Origin of the sequence: Streptomyces sp. TLI_55, assembly GCF_900206255.1 — a bacterium.
In the GTDB taxonomy this organism is placed as follows: Bacteria; Actinomycetota; Actinomycetes; order Streptomycetales; family Streptomycetaceae; genus Streptomyces; species Streptomyces aquilus.
In genome coordinates this window covers 1970001-1986034 of sequence record NZ_OAOJ01000001.1, presented here as the reverse complement: position 1 = coordinate 1986034, position 16034 = coordinate 1970001, and the positions used below count along the sequence as shown (strand labels likewise).

General features: G+C 71.8%; 13 protein-coding genes and 1 pseudogene. 8 read left to right on the top strand and 6 right to left on the bottom strand.

Features of this window, described 5'->3' with window-relative positions; all coding sequences use genetic code 11:
• Nucleotides 1-99 precede the first annotated feature (99 nt).
• A complete protein-coding gene (locus CRP56_RS09230; RefSeq protein WP_097262109.1) occupies nucleotides 100-720 on the top strand; it encodes a LysM peptidoglycan-binding domain-containing protein in 621 nt (206 codons plus the stop codon).
• Here the strand turns inward: CRP56_RS09230 and CRP56_RS09225 are convergent.
• From CRP56_RS09225 to CRP56_RS09215, 3 genes are read right to left on the bottom strand one after another with little or no spacing between them, the layout of a single operon-like run.
• Entirely contained in the window at nucleotides 620-1345 is a 726-nt protein-coding gene (locus CRP56_RS09225) for an ABC transporter ATP-binding protein (protein ID WP_097262106.1), read from the bottom strand. The two genes, CRP56_RS09230 and CRP56_RS09225, sit on opposite strands and share 101 nt — an antisense overlap.
• Nucleotides 1342-4089, bottom strand: a complete 2748-nt coding sequence (locus CRP56_RS09220) for an ABC transporter permease subunit (protein ID WP_097262103.1) — start codon at nucleotides 4087-4089, stop codon at nucleotides 1342-1344. Before CRP56_RS09220 ends, CRP56_RS09225 begins: the two co-directional genes overlap by 4 nt.
• A 13-nt stretch (nucleotides 4090-4102) precedes the next feature.
• Nucleotides 4103-4570, bottom strand: coding sequence for a hypothetical protein (locus CRP56_RS09215; RefSeq protein ID WP_097273873.1), 468 nt, complete (start codon nucleotides 4568-4570; stop codon nucleotides 4103-4105).
• A 123-nt stretch (nucleotides 4571-4693) separates the two neighbouring features.
• Here CRP56_RS09215 and CRP56_RS09210 point away from each other — a divergent pair, with 123 nt between their 5' ends.
• The 4 genes from CRP56_RS09210 to CRP56_RS09195 all read left to right on the top strand — a co-directional run bounded on the left by CRP56_RS09210 (nucleotide 4694) and on the right by CRP56_RS09195 (nucleotide 8026).
• The gene (locus CRP56_RS09210) at nucleotides 4694-5245 is read left to right on the top strand and encodes a hypothetical protein (protein WP_257040351.1); all 552 of its coding nucleotides are present in this window, start codon (nucleotides 4694-4696) and stop codon (nucleotides 5243-5245) included.
• Nucleotides 5214-6515 carry an ABC transporter substrate-binding protein gene (locus CRP56_RS09205; RefSeq protein WP_097262098.1) on the top strand — a complete coding sequence of 434 codons (1302 nt, stop codon included), beginning with the start codon at nucleotides 5214-5216 and terminating at the stop codon, nucleotides 6513-6515. Before CRP56_RS09210 ends, CRP56_RS09205 begins: the two co-directional genes overlap by 32 nt.
• Before the next feature lie 64 nt (nucleotides 6516-6579).
• Complete coding sequence (locus CRP56_RS09200; RefSeq protein ID WP_097262096.1) at nucleotides 6580-6936, top strand: hypothetical protein; 357 nt, start codon at nucleotides 6580-6582, stop codon at nucleotides 6934-6936.
• Nucleotides 6937-6985: 49 nt separating this feature from the next.
• Nucleotides 6986-8026, top strand: coding sequence for a helix-turn-helix transcriptional regulator (locus CRP56_RS09195; protein WP_097262093.1), 1041 nt, complete (start codon nucleotides 6986-6988; stop codon nucleotides 8024-8026).
• Here the strand turns inward: CRP56_RS09195 and ctaD are convergent.
• A pseudogene (ctaD, locus tag CRP56_RS09190) lies at nucleotides 8025-9596 on the bottom strand (aa3-type cytochrome oxidase subunit I); the annotation flags it as partial. The gene CRP56_RS09195 and the pseudogene ctaD overlap by 2 nt on opposite strands.
• Before the next feature lie 353 nt (nucleotides 9597-9949).
• Here ctaD and CRP56_RS09185 point away from each other — a divergent pair.
• Complete coding sequence (locus CRP56_RS09185) at nucleotides 9950-10165, top strand: I78 family peptidase inhibitor (protein ID WP_097262091.1); 216 nt, start codon at nucleotides 9950-9952, stop codon at nucleotides 10163-10165.
• A gap of 135 nt (nucleotides 10166-10300) precedes the next feature.
• On the opposite strand, the gene CRP56_RS09180 is transcribed toward CRP56_RS09185, so the two are convergent.
• Both CRP56_RS09180 and CRP56_RS09175 read right to left on the bottom strand, forming a co-directional pair.
• Nucleotides 10301-11296 carry a phosphatase PAP2 family protein gene (locus CRP56_RS09180; RefSeq protein ID WP_097262088.1) on the bottom strand — a complete coding sequence of 332 codons (996 nt, stop codon included), beginning with the start codon at nucleotides 11294-11296 and terminating at the stop codon, nucleotides 10301-10303.
• Nucleotides 11297-11534: 238 nt separating this feature from the next.
• Complete coding sequence (locus tag CRP56_RS09175) at nucleotides 11535-12824, bottom strand: mannosyltransferase family protein (protein WP_097262086.1); 1290 nt, start codon at nucleotides 12822-12824, stop codon at nucleotides 11535-11537.
• A 261-nt stretch (nucleotides 12825-13085) separates the two neighbouring features.
• Here CRP56_RS09175 and CRP56_RS09170 point away from each other — a divergent pair, with 261 nt between their 5' ends.
• Together CRP56_RS09170 and CRP56_RS09165 are read left to right on the top strand one after the other, a co-directional pair.
• Complete coding sequence (locus tag CRP56_RS09170; RefSeq protein WP_097262084.1) at nucleotides 13086-14681, top strand: MFS transporter; 1596 nt, start codon at nucleotides 13086-13088, stop codon at nucleotides 14679-14681.
• A 143-nt stretch (nucleotides 14682-14824) separates the two neighbouring features.
• Complete coding sequence (locus CRP56_RS09165; RefSeq protein WP_097262082.1) at nucleotides 14825-16015, top strand: acyl-CoA dehydrogenase family protein; 1191 nt, start codon at nucleotides 14825-14827, stop codon at nucleotides 16013-16015.
• The last annotated feature ends 19 nt before the right edge of the window (nucleotides 16016-16034 follow it).

Sequence of the window (16034 nt, the reverse complement as noted above, 5' to 3'; positions counted from 1 at the left end):
ACGGGGCTCCACCCGGACGGTCCGCCGACCGGGTGGGGCCCCTGATCGCGCCGGTCGCGTAGCGACGGCCGCACGGGGCGAGCCGCTTAGCGTGGGCCGATGTACCGCAAGCTTCTCGCCGTGGCCTGTCTGCTGACCGCGCTCGCCCCCGCCCTCGCGCACGCGGCCCCACCGCCCCCGATGCCCGGCCCGCCCCCGACGACCGTGCCGTACGACTGCGCCCGCGACGGCTGGCCCTGGAGCTGCGTCGCCGAGTGCGAGAGCGGCGGCCGCTGGCACGTCAACACGGGCAACGGCTTCTACGGCGGACTCCAGTTCTGGCAGCCCACCTGGGAGGAGTTCGGCGGGCTGACGTACGCCCCGCGCGCGGACCTCGCCACGCGGGCGCAGCAGATCGCCGTCGCCCAGGAGGTGCTGGCCGTGCAGGGCTGGGAGGCCTGGCCGGTCTGTGCGCGCCGCTACGGGCTCCAGGGCCGGATGCACACGGTGAAGCCCGGCGACACCCTCTTCGGGCTCGCCCGCGAGTACGGCGTCGCGGGTGGGTGGCGGGCGCTGTACGAGGCCAACAAGGACATGATCGGGCGCTCGCCGGGGCGGCTGAACCCGGGGACGTTGCTGGTCATTCCGAAGGGTTCGGGCGGCGCGCAGAGCGCGGGCCGGGCTGTGGCCGTGTTCGGGGCGCCTCTCGCCCCGGTTCCCGTTCGGCCGCCTCTCCGCTGAACACGACCGCGCCGCGGCGCAGTTCGTAGGCGAGGACGGGCGCGTGCGCGGCTGTGCCGTCGCGCAGGGCCGGTGGCAGGCGTTGTTCCGCTACGACCACACAGGCGTCGAGACCGGCCAGCAGGGCGTACGTGCGGGCGGCGACCGTGGGGGACATGCCCTGCGTGGGCTCGTCGACGAGGAGTACGCGCGCGCGGGTCAGCAGGGCACGGGCGAGGGCGAGCATGCGCTGCTCGCCGCCGGAGAGGGTGCCGGCGCGGCGCGGGAGGAGGGCCTCCAGCTGGGGGTACGCCTCGAAGGCGGGGGCGTGGGCGGGCGCGGCCAGTTCGAGGTTCTCGCGGACGGTGAGGGAGCCGAACACCGCCTGGCGCTCGGGGACCAGGCGCAGCCCGCGGCGGGCGCGTTCGTGGGCGGGGACGCGGGTGATGTCGATGCCGTCCCAGACGACGGCACCGGCCGACAGGGGGACAGTGCCGGCGAGGGCGCGCAGGGTGGTGGTACGGCCGGAGCCGTTGCGGCCGAGGAGGACGGTGAGGCCGGGGGCCGGGGCGGCGAGGGTGATGCCGTGGAGGGCCTCCAGGGGGCCGTAGCGCACGCGCGCGTGGCGTAGGGCGAGGGTGGTCATGCGGAGGGCTCCTGCGCGGCGAGGGTGTCCAGGACGTGTTCCGGTGGGCCGGAGGCGATGATGCGGCCCGCTGCCATGACATGGACGACGTCCGCGAGGTCGGCCACGAGGTCGAGGTCGTGCTCGACGACGAGCAGGGCGGTGCCGTCGGCGGCGAGGGCCTTCAGGACGCGGGCCAGCGCGGTCACCTCGGCGGTGTCGAGGCCGGCGGCGGGTTCGTCGAGGAGGAGGACGCGGGGGTTGCCGGCCAGGGCTCTGGCGAGTTCCACGCGGCGGAGGGTGCCGGTGGGGAGGTCTGCGGCGGGGAGGGTGCTGAGGGGGCCGTCCAGGGCGAGGAGTCTGAGGGCCTGGTGGGTGGCGGTGGCCGGGTCGGGGGTGTGGGTCTGTTCGGCGCCTACCCGGACGTTCTCGGTGACGGTGAGGGTGGGGAAGACGGCGAGTTGCTGGAAGGTGCGGGTGATGCCGAGGCGGGTGCGTTCGTGGGCGGGGAGGTGCGTGATGTCCCGGCCGGCGTAGCGGATCTGGCCGTGGGTGGGGTGGTGGGTGCCGGCTAGGCAGTTGAAGAGGGTCGTCTTGCCGGCGCCGTTGGGGCCGATGACAGCGGTGATGCGGCCGGGGTGGAGGGTGAGGTCGATGCCGTCGAGGGCGGTGAAGGTGTCGTAGCGGGCTTGGAGGCCGTGGGTGGTGAGCACGCGGCCTGCGGCCGCGTGGGGTTTCCCGCCCGCACCGACCGTGCGGCTTTCGTGGTCGGGTGCGGGGGGCCCTGGTGGGGGCGGAGCGCCTTCGGCGGGTGCGGGTGTGGGTGCACCTTGGCTCTTGTCTGTGTCGCTCATGTTGGCTTTCTGGTCAGGTGCGGCAGCTCGGGGATCGGTTGAAACCGTTTGTTGTCGCGTTGTCCTGACCCGTTTCCGTACCTCCACCCCCATCGCCGTCAACCGCACCCCCCTCCGCAACCGCAGCCGCCCCGCCCCCCTCCTCAGCGCCTCGTACGGTCCTCCCGGGAACCGGCCCACCAACACTGCCAGCACCCCGATCAGGGCCGCCGCCACCCCGCCCCTCGCCCCCGCGTCCAGACCGACCAGCAACGCCGCCGCGGTCAACGCGCCCAGCGTGCTGTCGGCGCCCAGGACCGTGACCGCGGCGAACCAGAGGAGGCCGCGGACGGGGTCGAAGGCGCCGGGGTCGAAGGCGCGTACGCCGATGCCGAGCATGCCGCCGCCCAGGGCCGCCAGCGCCGCGCCCGCGACGAACGCCAGCAGTTTCAGGCGCGGTACCCGGACGCCCGCCGCCGACGCTCCCGCCTCGTGGTCCCGCATCGCGGCCAGGGCCCTGCCCGTACGGCCCGTGCGGAGCAGGCGGGTTGCCCACAGGGCCGCCGCGAGGAGAACCAACTCCAGGACGTAGTAGGCGCGGTCCCCCTCGAAGCCCGCCGGGCGGCCCAGCGTCAGGCCCGCCGTGGCGTACGGCTGGGCGAAGACGAAGCGGCTCACCCCCACGCCCACCGCGAACGTCGCCAGCGCCAGGGCCAGGCCGCGGCGGGTGATCGCCGGCCAGCCGGTGAGGAGCCCCAGGGGGGCCACCAGGAGCACCGCCAGGGCCAGTGCCGCGAGTTCGGGGAGCCGCGGCAGCCCTGGAAAGCGGCCCGTCGCCAGCAGCGCCGTGAACAGGGCGCCCAGGCCCGCGTACGCCGCCTGGCCGAGTGAGATCTGGCCGCCTCGGCCCGTGACCACGACCAGCGACAGCAGCACCACGCCCAGCGCCGGCACCTGCACCGACGTATGCAGGTCCGAGCCCGCGAAGCCCAGGGGGAGGAGGAACAGCACCACGGCCACGATCCACGCGCCCGGCGGCGTCGGCACGCGCGCGGTCGCCGTGCGGGGCAGCGCGTCCCGGGTGCCGATGCCCGGGAGAGCCAGGGCTGCCAGCAACAGGGCCACCACGAAGAGGTTCGCGCCCAGCGCCTGGAGCAGTTGTTCGGCCCAGCCGGAAGGGTGCAGTCGGGTCAGCTGACTCTGGCTCACTCCGATCGCGAGGGCCACCAGGACCGCCACCGGCAGGCTGCGCATCCGCGCCGCCACCGCCACCGCGACGACCTCCATGACCAGCAGCGGCAGACCGTACGGGTCCAGGCGGACGTACGGCGCCAGCAGCACGCCCGTCAGACCCGCCGTGAACGCACCGAACGCCCAGCCCGCCGCCGCCACCCGGTCCGCGTCGATCCCGCCCAGCACGGCCAGCCCGCGGTCGTCCACCACCGCGCGCAGCTCACGGCCGAAGCGCGTCCAACGGATCACCGCCCCCACACCCGCCGCCAGCACCAGCACGACCGCCAGCTGGCCCCACGGGTCCGACGACACCAGCTCCGGCGCGTCGTCCCGCGCGCCCTGGCCCCACAGCAGCGCCGCCCCGCCCACCAGCAGCACGAACACCCCGATGGACGCCACCAGGGTCTGGGCGGGGTCGCCGCCCAGGACCGACAAGGGGCGGAAGACGAAACGTTCCAGGACCACCCCGAGCCCCGGCGCCAGCAGCAACAGCGTCACCGCCGCCCCCGCCCACAGCGGCCAGCCCCACTCCACCACGCACTGCCGCAGCACATACGCGCACACCATCGCGATCGCCCCGTGCGCGAAGTTGAGGACACCCGTCGCGTGGTACGTCACGATCAGGCCGATCCCGGTCAGCGCGGCGGCGCTGCCCACCGAGAGGCCGGCGAGCGTCAGGTCGTAGGTGAGGGACGACATCGGCCGCGGGGCTTCAGTCGGTCTCTTCGGCGGGCTCGCAGATGGGGCAGGCGGCCAGCTCGCCGCTCGCCACCAGCTTCGCGTCAACCGGCACGGCCTCCACCTTCCCGGCGACCAGGGGGCAGTCCGCGCGGTGCCACAGCGTGCCGCCCGGCACCATCAGCAGGTCCCCGCTGATCGCGAGGGGAGCCGTCGCCGGCTCCGCGGGAGTCTCCGGCTCGGCGGCCACCAGGAGGCCGTACAGCTCTTCCACGCGCGCGGCGGCGATCGTGTCCCGGCCGTGCGCCAGCAGGACCGCGCCCGCGACGATCAGCGCGGCGCCGGGGACCGTGCAGGAGGCCAGGTAGGGGAGCTGGCGTTCGGCGAACCGCTCGCCGGAGACGCCGTACCAGCCGAGGACGCACAGCACCGCGCCCGCGGCGAGCGCGGCCCAGCCGGCCCACTGGGCGGGGTGCACGGTCCGCAGTCGGGCTGTCCGCATCTCCGGCTCCCACATGTCGCGTGCCTGTCCATGTCAGCCAATCTTTTGCACTATGCACTCTGGAAGCTGACCCTGAAAGCACCGGGCGCACATGGCCCGGACCGACACCCGGTGGTGAGCCAGATGGTTCTCGGGAGCGACCGCACATGGGGGAACGGCAGCCGAGGGCTGGTGGCGGTGGTGTTCGTCCTCGCCGCGTCCCTCACGGCCTGCAGCGACGACAGCGGCGGCGGCAGCGACAGCCCGCCGCCCACCCCGACCCCGGAGAGGACGACGAGCGCGCCCGCCAGTCCCTCCGTGAGCGGGCCGGCCGACAGGGCGGCGGCCGAGAAGGAGGTCAAGGAGAACTGGCACAAGTTCTTCGACCCCAAGACGTCCACCAAGGAGAAGCAGGCCGTCCTGGAGAACGGCGACAAGATGGCGCCCGTCCTGGCTGCCTTCAACGGCGACGACCGCGGCGGACAGGTCGAGGCGCAGGTCACCAAGGTGCAGTTCAGCTCGCCGACCGAGGCGACCGTGACGTACACCCTCCTCCTGAACGGCGCCACGGCCCTGCCGGACGCCTCCGGGAAGGCGGTCGAGCAGGACGGCACCTGGAAGGTGTCGGTCACGACGCTGTGCGCGCTGGTCCAGTTGAGCGGGAATGCGTCGGCGTCGGCCCTGCCGGGCTGCTGAGGCCGCGGCCGCGGTGCTGCTGCTCGCCCTGACGGCGGCGTGCGGCAGCAGGCTCCCGGAGAGCGACTTCGAGCACCGTGGCGACCGGACCACCCCGGCCCAGGAGGCGACCCCCATCCGCGTGGGCATCGTCAGCAGCGTCACCAGCCCGGTCGGCGGCGACGCCTTCACCGGGCCCCGAGACGGCGCCAAGGCCTACTTCGACCGTCTCAACGCGCGCGGGGGCATCGACGGGCGCCCGGTCGAGGTGCGGGAGTGCGACGACGGCGGCAGCGGCGTCGGCAACAACACCTGCGTCCACCGGCTGATCGACGAGGACAAGGTCGTCGCCCTCGTCGCCACCACGTCCCTCGACTACGCGGGCGCCTCCCGCGTCTCCCACGCGCGCGTGCCCGACATCGGCGGCCAGCCCATCGGGAACGCCTACGACACCTGGCCGCACCTCTACGGCATCTACGGCAGCCTCGCGCCCCGCGACGGCACCACCGGCTGGGACGGGCGGCAGTACGGCGGCACCGAGGTCTACCGGTACTTCAAGCGCGAGCAGGGGGCCCGCACGGCCGCGGTCGTCTCGTACAACCAGGCCGCCTCCGCCGCCTACGCCCGGCTCGTCGTCCAGGGACTGAAGGCCGAGGGGTACGAGGTGGTCGACGAGCAGGTCGACTTCGCGCTGCCCAACTTCCGTGCCGTCGCGGCCGACCTGAAGGACCGCGGCGTCGACCTCGTGTTCGACGCCGTCGACACCCACGGCAACGCCCAGCTGTGCAAGGCGATGGACGACGCCGGCGTCCAGGTCACCGCCAAGGTCACCAACGTGCAGAACTGGACCTCCACCGTCGCCGACGACTACAAGGACTCCCCGCGCTGCCGCAACGCCCTGTGGGCCACCGGCTCCAGCCGGAACTACGAGGACACCGGCCAGGCGGCCGTACGGGAGTTCCGGGACGCCACCAAGGGCCTGGAAACCCACTCCCAGTGGCAGCTGGAGGGCTGGGCGGCGGCGATGTGGTTCACGGACGCCGCCACGGCGTGTGCGAAGGCCGGGAGCGGCGTCACGCGCGCGTGCGTCGACGACCGCATGAACCGCAGCGAGGACTACACCGCCGACGGGCTGCTGCTCCCGGTCCGCTTCGAACGGCTGGCCGAGCCGCCGAAGACCCGCCGGACCTGTCTGTCCGTGGCCCGCTGGCAGGACGGGAAGGGATGGGTCTCGCAGGGGGACATGAACGACACCTGCTTCGACGTGCCCCAGCTTTCCTATCGCCAGTAAGGCAACCATTGGGCAAAGTCGCGGGTCTGACGAGGCAGTACAGCCGAGGAAGGATCCGTACCGCATGACAACGTTGGCTCGGCCGACGGCACCCCTGCGGGCCGACTGCATCGCCGACTCCGCGGGCGGGCTGACCTTCGACGTCACGGTGGACGCAGGGGGCGGCGCCGCCCACCTCGTGCTGCGCCGGCGTGACGGGCACGAGGAGGTGTTCCTGCCGCTGACCCCGGTCGCCGACGGCAGACTGCGCGCGGCCCTGCCGAGCAGCGTCGGACTGCCGGAGGGCTACTGGGACGCCTACGCGCGCGTGGACGACGACGAGCGGCGGCTGATGCCCGGCCTGATGGATCTGCGGGCCGCCGACGGCCGGGTGCCGTACGAGACCCGGCACGGCAACCTCAGTCTGCGCTGCGGCCGGTAGAAGGCATTGCGGACAGCGGCTGTCCGCGGTCGCTGGCAGACTCGGCCCCATGTTGGAGACCTCGGCACGACTCCTACGCCTGCTCTCGCTCCTCCAGGCCCACCGCGAATGGTCCGGCGCCGATCTCGCCGACCGTCTCGGCGTCACCCCGCGCACCGTGCGCCGGGACGTCGACCGGCTGCGTGAGCTGGGCTACCCCGTCAACGCCAGCCCCGGCACCGGCGGCGGCTACCAGCTGGGCGCCGGCGCCGAGCTGCCGCCGCTGCTCCTTGACGACGACGAGGCCGTCGCCGTGGCCGTCGGCCTGCGCACGGCCGCCGGGCAGGGCATCGAGGGCATCGGCGAGACCTCCGTCCGGGCCCTCGCCAAGCTGGAGCAGGTCCTGCCGAACCGGCTGCGCCGCCGGGTGAGCGCCCTCAACGCCTTCACCGTGCCGATGCTGCGTGGCCCCCAGCCGTCCGGCGTCGACCCGGCGGTGCTGACCGAGCTCGCCCACCTGTGCCGGGACGCCGAGCGGCTGCGCTTCGAGTACAGCGACCACGGCGGCACGCCGACCCGCCGTACCGTCGAACCGCACCGCCTGGTGTGCACCGAGCGCCGCTGGTACCTGGTCGCCTGGGACCTCGACCGCGACGACTGGCGGACCTTCCGCGTCGACCGCATCACCCCCAAGCCGCCGCACGGCCCCCGTTTCGCCCCGCGCACCCCGCCCGCCGACGACCTCGCCGCGTACGTCTCCCGAGGCGTCTCCACGCGCGCGTACGCCGCCCATGCCGTCGTCCGGCTGCTGGTGCCCGTCGAGGAGGCCGCCGAGCGGATCTCACCGAGCGCGGGACAGCTGGAGGCGGACGGACCCGACGCCTGCATCCTGCGCACCGGGGCCGCCAGCCTCGACGTGATGGTCATTCACGTGATGATGACCGGCTTCGAGTTCGAGGTGCTGGAGCCCGCCGAGCTGACCGAGGCGATCAGGACGGCCCACGGCCGGCTTGCTCGCTCTCTGGCTCGGGCTGCGGAGTCTGCGCCGCGTACTCGGGATGGTGCAGATCGAACGCAGGGGACTCGGAGCGGATCCGCGGCAGCGCCGTGAAGTTGTGCCGCGGGGGCGGGCAGGCCGTCGCCCACTCCAGCGAACGGCCGTAGCCCCAGGGGTCGTCGGTGTCGACCTTCTCGCCGTACTTGGCGGTCTTCCACACGTTGTAGAGGAACGGCAGCGTCGAGATGCCGAGCAGGAACGCGCCGATCGTCGAGATCGTGTTGAGGGCGGTGAACCCGTCGGCGGCGAGATAGTCGGCGTACCGGCGCGGCATGCCCTCCGCGCCCAGCCAGTGCTGCACCAGGAACGTGGTGTGGAAACCGACGAACAGCGTCCAGAACTGGATCTTCCCGAGCCGCTCGTCGAGCATCTTGCCGGTGAACTTGGGCCACCAGAAGTAGAAGCCGCCGAAGATCGCGAAGACGACCGTGCCGAACACGACGTAATGGAAGTGGGCGACGACGAAGTACGAGTCGGAGACATGGAAGTCCAGCGGGGGTGACGCCAGGATCACCCCGGTCAGACCGCCGAACAGGAACGTCACCAGGAAGCCGCACGCCCACAGCATCGGCGTCTCGAAGGACAGCGAGCCCTTCATCATGGTGCCGATCCAGTTGAAGAACTTCACGCCCGTCGGCACGGCGATGAGGAACGTCATGAACGAGAAGAACGGCAGCAGCACCGCGCCCGTGACGAACATGTGGTGCGCCCACACCACGATCGACAGACCGGTGATCGCCATCGTCGCGCCGACCAGCGTCAGATAGCCGAACAGCGGCTTGCGGCTGAAGACCGGCAGGATCTCCGTGATGATCCCGAAGAACGGCAGCGCGATGATGTAGACCTCGGGGTGCCCGAAGAACCAGAACAGGTGCTGCCACAGCAGCGCCCCGCCGTTGGCCGACGCGAACACCTGCGAGCCGAACCGGCGATCCGCCTCAAGGACCAGCAGCGCCGCCGCCAGCACCGGGAACGCCATCAGGATCAGGATCGACGTGAACAGCGTGTTCCAGGTGAAGATCGGCATCCGGAACATCGTCATGCCGGGCGCCCGCATCCCGATGATCGTGGTGATGAAGTTGACCGCGCCGAGGATCGTGCCGAAGCCGGCCAGCGCGAGCCCCATGATCCACAGGTCGGGGCCGACGCCCGGCGAGCGTTCCATGCTGTTGAGCGGCGCGTAGGCGAACCAGCCGAAGGCGGCAGGCCCGGACGGCACCAGCAGCGAGCCCATCACGATCAGCCCGCCGAACAGGAAGAACCAGTACGACAGCATGTTCAGCCGCGGGAAGGCCACGTCCGGCGCGCCGATCTGAAGCGGCATCAGCTCGTTGGCGAAGCCCGCGAAGCTCGGCGTCGCGAAGAGGAGCAGCATGATCGTGCCGTGCATCGTGAACAACTGGTTGAACTGCTCGTTGTCGAGGAGCTGCAGCCCCGGCCGGGCGAGTTCGGCGCGCATCAGCAGCGCCATCACGCCGCCGGCCAGGAAGAACACGAACGACGTGATCAGGTAGAGATGACCGATCTTCTTGTGGTCGGTGGTGGTCAGCCAGTCGACGACGACCCGGCCGTGGTTCCTGCGCCGCACGGGTCGCACCGTCGTCTGCACGGTCTCGGTACCCATCGCTCGCTCGCCCCTTCGCTCGTCGCGTCCCGGGTAGCCGTCATGATGCTCGCGTCGCCGCGCACCGCGACAGGGGGCTGCGTGGGTTCTGTGCGGGAAGCGTGTTTTCCTATGTGGCGTCAGCTTCCGTGGCCCCGTGCCGAATCGGAATGGAAAGGCCCCGGAGGTACATCTCCCGGAACCTTTCCGTCTCGCTATTCGAGGAGCGTCCGCGACACGCGGGAATTACGTTCGATTACGCGCGGAAGGCCTAGGGAACCGCTCGTACGTGTGAAGCGAACCCGGGGAAACGACTGTCGGGATCTTGTGACAGAAGCGTGACCGGAGCCGGATCAGTAGCCTAGCGTGGCCGTATGGCACCGATACCGACACCGCCCGCCGAACCCCACGACAACCCGGACGCCTATGTAGGTCTGGAGCAGGGCCGCGCCGAGCGGCTCGCGCGCGAGAAGGGCTGGTCGACGGTCCGCTCGCTGCCGCCCGGAGCGATCATCACGATGGAGTACCGCAGCGGTCGCCTGAACTTCGAGGTGAAGGACGGGCGCGTGGCGCGCTCCTGGAAGGGCTGACCCACGACGACGGGAAAGGCTGACCCACGACGACGGGAAAGGCTGAGCCACGACGACGGCCCCCACTCGGTGAGGAGTGGGGGCCGTCGCTGCGGGGTGGGTGTGTGCGTACCGTCCCCGCTGTCCGCCGGTGGCCTATCCGCCTGTCAGGGGGCGGGCCGCCGAGGCTGTGCCGCGTGCGACGCGGTCGGGATGGGGTGGCCGGCGCGGGCCGACCGGGGTGACCGGGGTGCGCTCCGAGCGGGTCGTGTGCGGGCCCGGGGCCAGGTAGGCGGGCGCCCGGCCGGAGCGGGCCGCGGGCTCGCTCTGCGGCGTGGTGCGCGGCTTGAGGGGTACCGGGACCTCGACCGGCTTGACGGCCGTGGGGACCGCGCGGCGGGCCCGCCAGCGGTCGCGCAGGTCGAAGATGGCCGTCTCGGCGCGGGTGATGAGGGGCTCGCACCAGGGCAGGGCCAGCAGGACCAGCAGACCCGCGGTCCAGCCGAGCATGACGTCGCTCAGCCAGTGCGTACCGAGGTAGACGGTGGCGAGGCCGACGCCGAGCGAGGTCACCGCGGAGACGGCGGACAGCCATCTGCGGGCTCTCGGGGTGGAGGCCAGATAGGCCAGGATTCCCCAGGTCACCACGGCGTTCGCGGTGTGGCCGCTGGGAAATATATCGCCGCCCAGACCCATCTCGTTCGAGCCGATGGTGGTCGCGTAGTGCGGTCCGAGGCGGCCCATGCCGAGCTTGGCGGCGCCCACCGTGATGTTCAGCAGGAGCAGCGAGGCACCGAGGGTGAGCAGCGGGCGCAGGGTGTGCTGCCGCCAGGAGCGCCAGCCCAGCCAGGCCGCGACCATCACCGCGGTCGGGCCGCGCTGGCCGAGCACCACGTAGTAGTCCACGAACCAGTGGATCTCCGACCACTGCTGGTACGGCCGGAAGAACATGACCTGCCAGTCCAGCCGGACCAGCCACGACGTGTCCACCACGAGCCACACGATCGCCAGGTAGAACAGCAGCGTTCCGGCGAGCAGCGCGACCCGGTGCCGGGACATCCGCGGCACGTCGAGATGCGCCGGTCGTTCCGGCTCTCGGTCCAGCCTGGCGAACACCCGGTCCAGACGGGTGAGGTTTCGTTCGGTACGCACCCAATCGACGTTACAGCGAGTGAGCTCAGTTCCCGGTCGAATCCACGGCTTTGTGATGACGATGTGATGTGGGATTCCTCTCAGGAAGAGGTTTATTTCCGAGGAATCCACTATCGGGTCCCGCCCACCCCTTCAATTCCTTTGATCATTCCGGGTTCCGGTTTATTGGCGCTTATGAATTCGTTCACCGAATCATGGGGCGGAATTCTCCCGGCGCTCATCGGGCGCCGCGAGTCGATCATGGCGGGCCCGAGCCGTTCAGCCAGAACGCCCCGTAGACCGCCGAGGCCAGGGCCACGCCGGCCACCACCAGGGCCGCCCGGGACGTCCGCGACCGGGCCAGGGCCAGGGCGAGGGGCAGCAGCAGCGGGAAGGCGGGCAGCAGCAGGCGTGGTTTCGAGCCGAAGTAACTCGACGCGCACAGCGCGAGGGCGGTGACGACACCGGCGTACACCAGGAGCGGCAGCGGCTGGCCCTGGCGTACGCAGACGACGTACAGCCACACCACCAGCCCGACCCCGACGATCAGACCGACGCCGGCGAGAGCCGAGGGGAACGACGTGAACTTGTCGGCGACGAAGCGGGCGAAGGCGTAGCCGCCGTCGAAGCCGTTGCGCCAGCCCGCCTGGACGTCGAGATAGCCGAGGGGGCCCTTGCCGGTGCGGTGGCCGACCCACAGGACGTAGCCGGCGGCGCCGAGGGGGGCGAGGAGCATGCCGAGGGCGCGGCGCCAGGCCGGCGCGCCCCCTGCCGGCCCGTCGCCGGTGGGGGAGGGGGCGCGGGGCGTCTCCGGTGCGCTCTGCGCGGCGGCCGCGCTTCGGTCCCGCACGAACGAGGGAGCTCGGGAGGCGGCCCGGTCCCGCACGAATGAGGGAGTGCGGGCGGTGGCCCGGTCTCGTAGGAAGGCGGCGATGCCCGTCACCCACACCGCCGCGACCACCGCCAGCCCCACCGGCCGGGTCAGGCCGGCCAGCGCCGCCAGGGCGCCCGCCGTCAGCCAGCGGCCCGTCAGGACGGCGTACAGCGACCAGGCGGCGAGCGCGGTGAACAGCGACTCGCTGTACGCCATCGACTGCACGATCCCGACCGGCAGCACCGCCCAGACCAGCACGGCACAGACCCCGGCCCGGCGCCCGTAGACATGGTCCGCGACCGCGAAGATCCCCCAGGCCGCGGCGAGCGAGGCGAGCAGGCTGACGACGAAGCCGGCGTCGGCGTACGACAGCGGTGTCACCGCCGCGATGCCCCGCTCCAGCCACGGGAGGAGCGGGAAGAAGGCGAGGTTCGAGTGCACGTCGCCGTTGGGGAGGCGGACCTCGTAGCCGTACCCCAGCTCGGCGACCCTCGTGTACCAGAGGGCGTCCCAGCGTGCCGTCAGCAGCGTGTACGCGCTCTTGTCGCGCGCCGCGCTCCACAGGGCCAGCGTGAGCAGGCCCAGGGCGCGGACGGCCGCGTACCCGAAGAGGGCCGGGGCCGCGCGGCGCAAGGCGTTCCGGGGGGCCGCCGCGCGCGTCTCAAGATCGGTCACGGGCCCGATTATTGAACGCCCGGTGAACCGCGAGCGCCGCAGGGGCGTGTTCGGGAGTGAGGGAGAGTGGCGTACGCCACACGAGTTCTCCGCGGAGTGTGAGAGGTCCACCACTTGGCCGAGACGCGAACTCGCGTACGCTGACGTGTCACTCGCCTTCGTTGCGCGGGCCGGAGAACCACCGCTCCTCCGGCCGAGATCACGGGGAGTCCCCACCCCGTGTGCCCGCCGAACGCGAGGGAACATCTGGGAGGTACGTACATGTCCGGGACGACCACGGCCGCCGCAGCGCTGCGCCGTCGGGCGGCCGGGGCCGGTGCCAACCGCTGGGTCGTCCTCGTCGTCCTCTGTGTGAGCCTGCTCCTGGTCGCGGTCGACGCGACCGTGCTGCATGTGGCGGTCCCCGCCGTCACCGAGGACCTCAGGCCCGGCGCGATAGAGCTGCTCTGGATCGTCGACGTCTACCCCCTCGTCTGCGCCTCGCTGCTGATCCTCTTCGGCACGCTCGGTGACAAGGTCGGCCGCAGACGCGTCCTCCTGCTCGGGTACGCCCTCTTCGGCGTCGCCTCCGGGGTGGCCGCCCTCGCCGACAACGCGCAGGTGCTGATCCTCGCGCGGGCGCTGCTCGGGGTCGGCGGCGCGATGATCATGCCCGCGACGCTGTCGATCCTCCGCCAGGTCTTCCCCGACCGGCGCGAGCGGGCCCTCGCCATCGGCATCTGGAGCGCGGTGGCCGCAGTCGGCGCGGCGGTCGGCCCGCTGCTCGGCGGCTTCCTCCTCGAACACTTCTGGTGGGGCTCGGTCTTCCTGGTCAACATCCCGCTCATGCTGGTGAGCCTGCCGGTCGGGCGGTTGCTGCTGCCCGAGTCGAAGGGCAGCGGCCAGGGTCCGTGGGATGTGGTCGGCGCACTGATGGCCGCGGCCGGGCTGTTCGGGGTCGTGCTGGGCGTGAAGCGCCTCGGCGGCGGAGAGATCGACGAGATCACCGCGGTGCCGCTGGTGGTGGGCGCGGTGCTGCTGGTTCTTTTCGTACGACGACAAAGGCGCCGGACGCATCCGCTGGTGGACCTGCGGATGTTCGCGCGGCCCGCGTTCTCCACCTCCGTCTGCTGCATCGTGCTGGCGATGCTGGCCCTGGTGGGCCTGGAGCTGATCGCGGCGCAGTACCTCCAGCTGGTGCTGGGGCTCTCCCCGCTGGAGACGGGGCTGCGGCTGCTGCCGTTGACCGTCGCCGCGATGGCGTCCGGACTTGCCGGGGCGCGGATGCTGCGGCGGTTCGGGCCGCGGCGGATGGTGTGCTTCGGGTTCTGTCTGACGGCCGTCGCGGTGCTGACGCTGCTCGGGATGGGCGGCGAGGACAACGCGCCGTTGCTGTTGTTCGGGTTCGTGCTGCTGGGCTTCGGTCTGGAGACGACGCTGTTCGGGGCGTACGAGTCGATGCTGAGCGAGGCTCCGCCGGAGCAGGCGGGTGGGGCGGCGGCGATCGGGGAGACGTCGTACCAGCTGGGCGCCGGGATCGGCATCGCGCTGCTCGGCAGTGTGATGAACGCGGCGTACACGCCTGGGCTGTCGTCCGTGCAGGGGGTGCCGGCGTCGGCTTCTGCCGCGGCGGGGCATTCGCTGGGCGAGGCGTACGAGGTGGCCGGGCGGTTGGGTGGGTCCGCCGGGGAGGCCCTGCGTCGGACGGCTCGGGACTGTTTTGTGCACGGGCTGCATGTGACGTTGCTGGTGAGTGCGGGGTTGTTGCTGCTGGGGGCGGTGATGGCGTTGCGGTTGCCGCGGGTGATGCAGTGCGAGGCGGTGCAGGTCGAGGTGCCTGCGCCCCGGGACGTGATGGAGTCCCGCGTCTCTGCGTAGTTCTCCCACCCGCGCACCGCCCGTGACTGTCGGCTGGAGGGTGGGCGTTTCCTGTGGGGGTTTCGCGTCGTTGGCGGCTGCGGGTAACGTCGAGCACCAGTCCTGACTAGCGGTGCTAGTTTTCTGTGTCGGAGGGTGTTGTCATGTCTGGGGCCTCGAAGCTGCCGCCGTTCGATCCCGCCGATCCCCTCGGCATCGATGATCTGCTGGAGCCCGAGGACCTCGCCGTCCGGGACACCGTGCGCGCCTGGGCCGCGGATCGCGTGCTGCCGTATGTCGCCGAGTGGTACGAGAGCGGGGAGCTGCCCGGGATTCGGGAGCTCGCCCGGGAGCTCGGCGGGATCGGGGCGCTCGGGATGTCGCTGGACGGGTACGGGTGTGCCGGGGCCAGCGCGGTGCAGTACGGGCTCGCCTGTCTGGAGCTGGAGGCCGCCGACTCCGGGATCCGCTCCCTCGTCTCCGTGCAGGGGTCCCTCGCCATGTACGCCATCCACCGCTTCGGCAGCGAGGAGCAGAAGCAGACCTGGCTGCCCCGCATGGCCGCCGGTGAGGTCATCGGCTGCTTCGGGCTGACCGAGCCCGACCACGGGTCCGACCCCGCGTCCATGCGGACGTATGCGAAGCGCGACGGCACCGACTGGGTGCTCAACGGGCGGAAGATGTGGATCACCAACGGGGCGGTCGCCGGGGTCGCCGTCGTATGGGCGCAGACGGACGAAGGTATTCGCGGGTTCGTCGTGCCGACCGACTCAGCCGGGTTCTCCGCGCCCGAGATCAAGCACAAGTGGTCGCTGCGGGCGTCCGTGACCAGTGAGCTGGTGCTCGACGACGTACGGCTGCCCGCGGACGCCGTGCTGCCGGAGGTCGTCGGGCTCAAGGGGCCGCTGAGCTGTCTGTCGCACGCGCGGTACGGGATCGTGTGGGGCGCGATGGGGGCGGCGCGGAGCTGCTTCGAGACCGCGGTCGAGTACGCGAAGACGCGAGAGCAGTTCGGGCGGCCCATCGGCGGGTTCCAGCTGACCCAGGCCAAGCTCGCCGACATGGCGGTCGAACTGCACAAGGGGATTCTGCTCGCCCATCATCTGGGGCGGCGCATGGATGCCGGCCGCCTGCGTCCCGAGCAGGTCAGCTTCGGCAAGCTCAACAACGTGCGTGAGGCCATCGAGATCTGCCGGACCTCGCGGACCATCCTCGGTGCCAACGGGATCTCCCTCGAATACCCCGTCATGCGGCATGCGACGAATCTGGAGTCGGTGCTGACGTACGAGGGGACCGTCGAGATGCACCAACTGGTACTGGGCAAGGCGCTCACCGGGTTGGATGCCTTCCGGTGAACCCTGCGCGGGGCAGGGC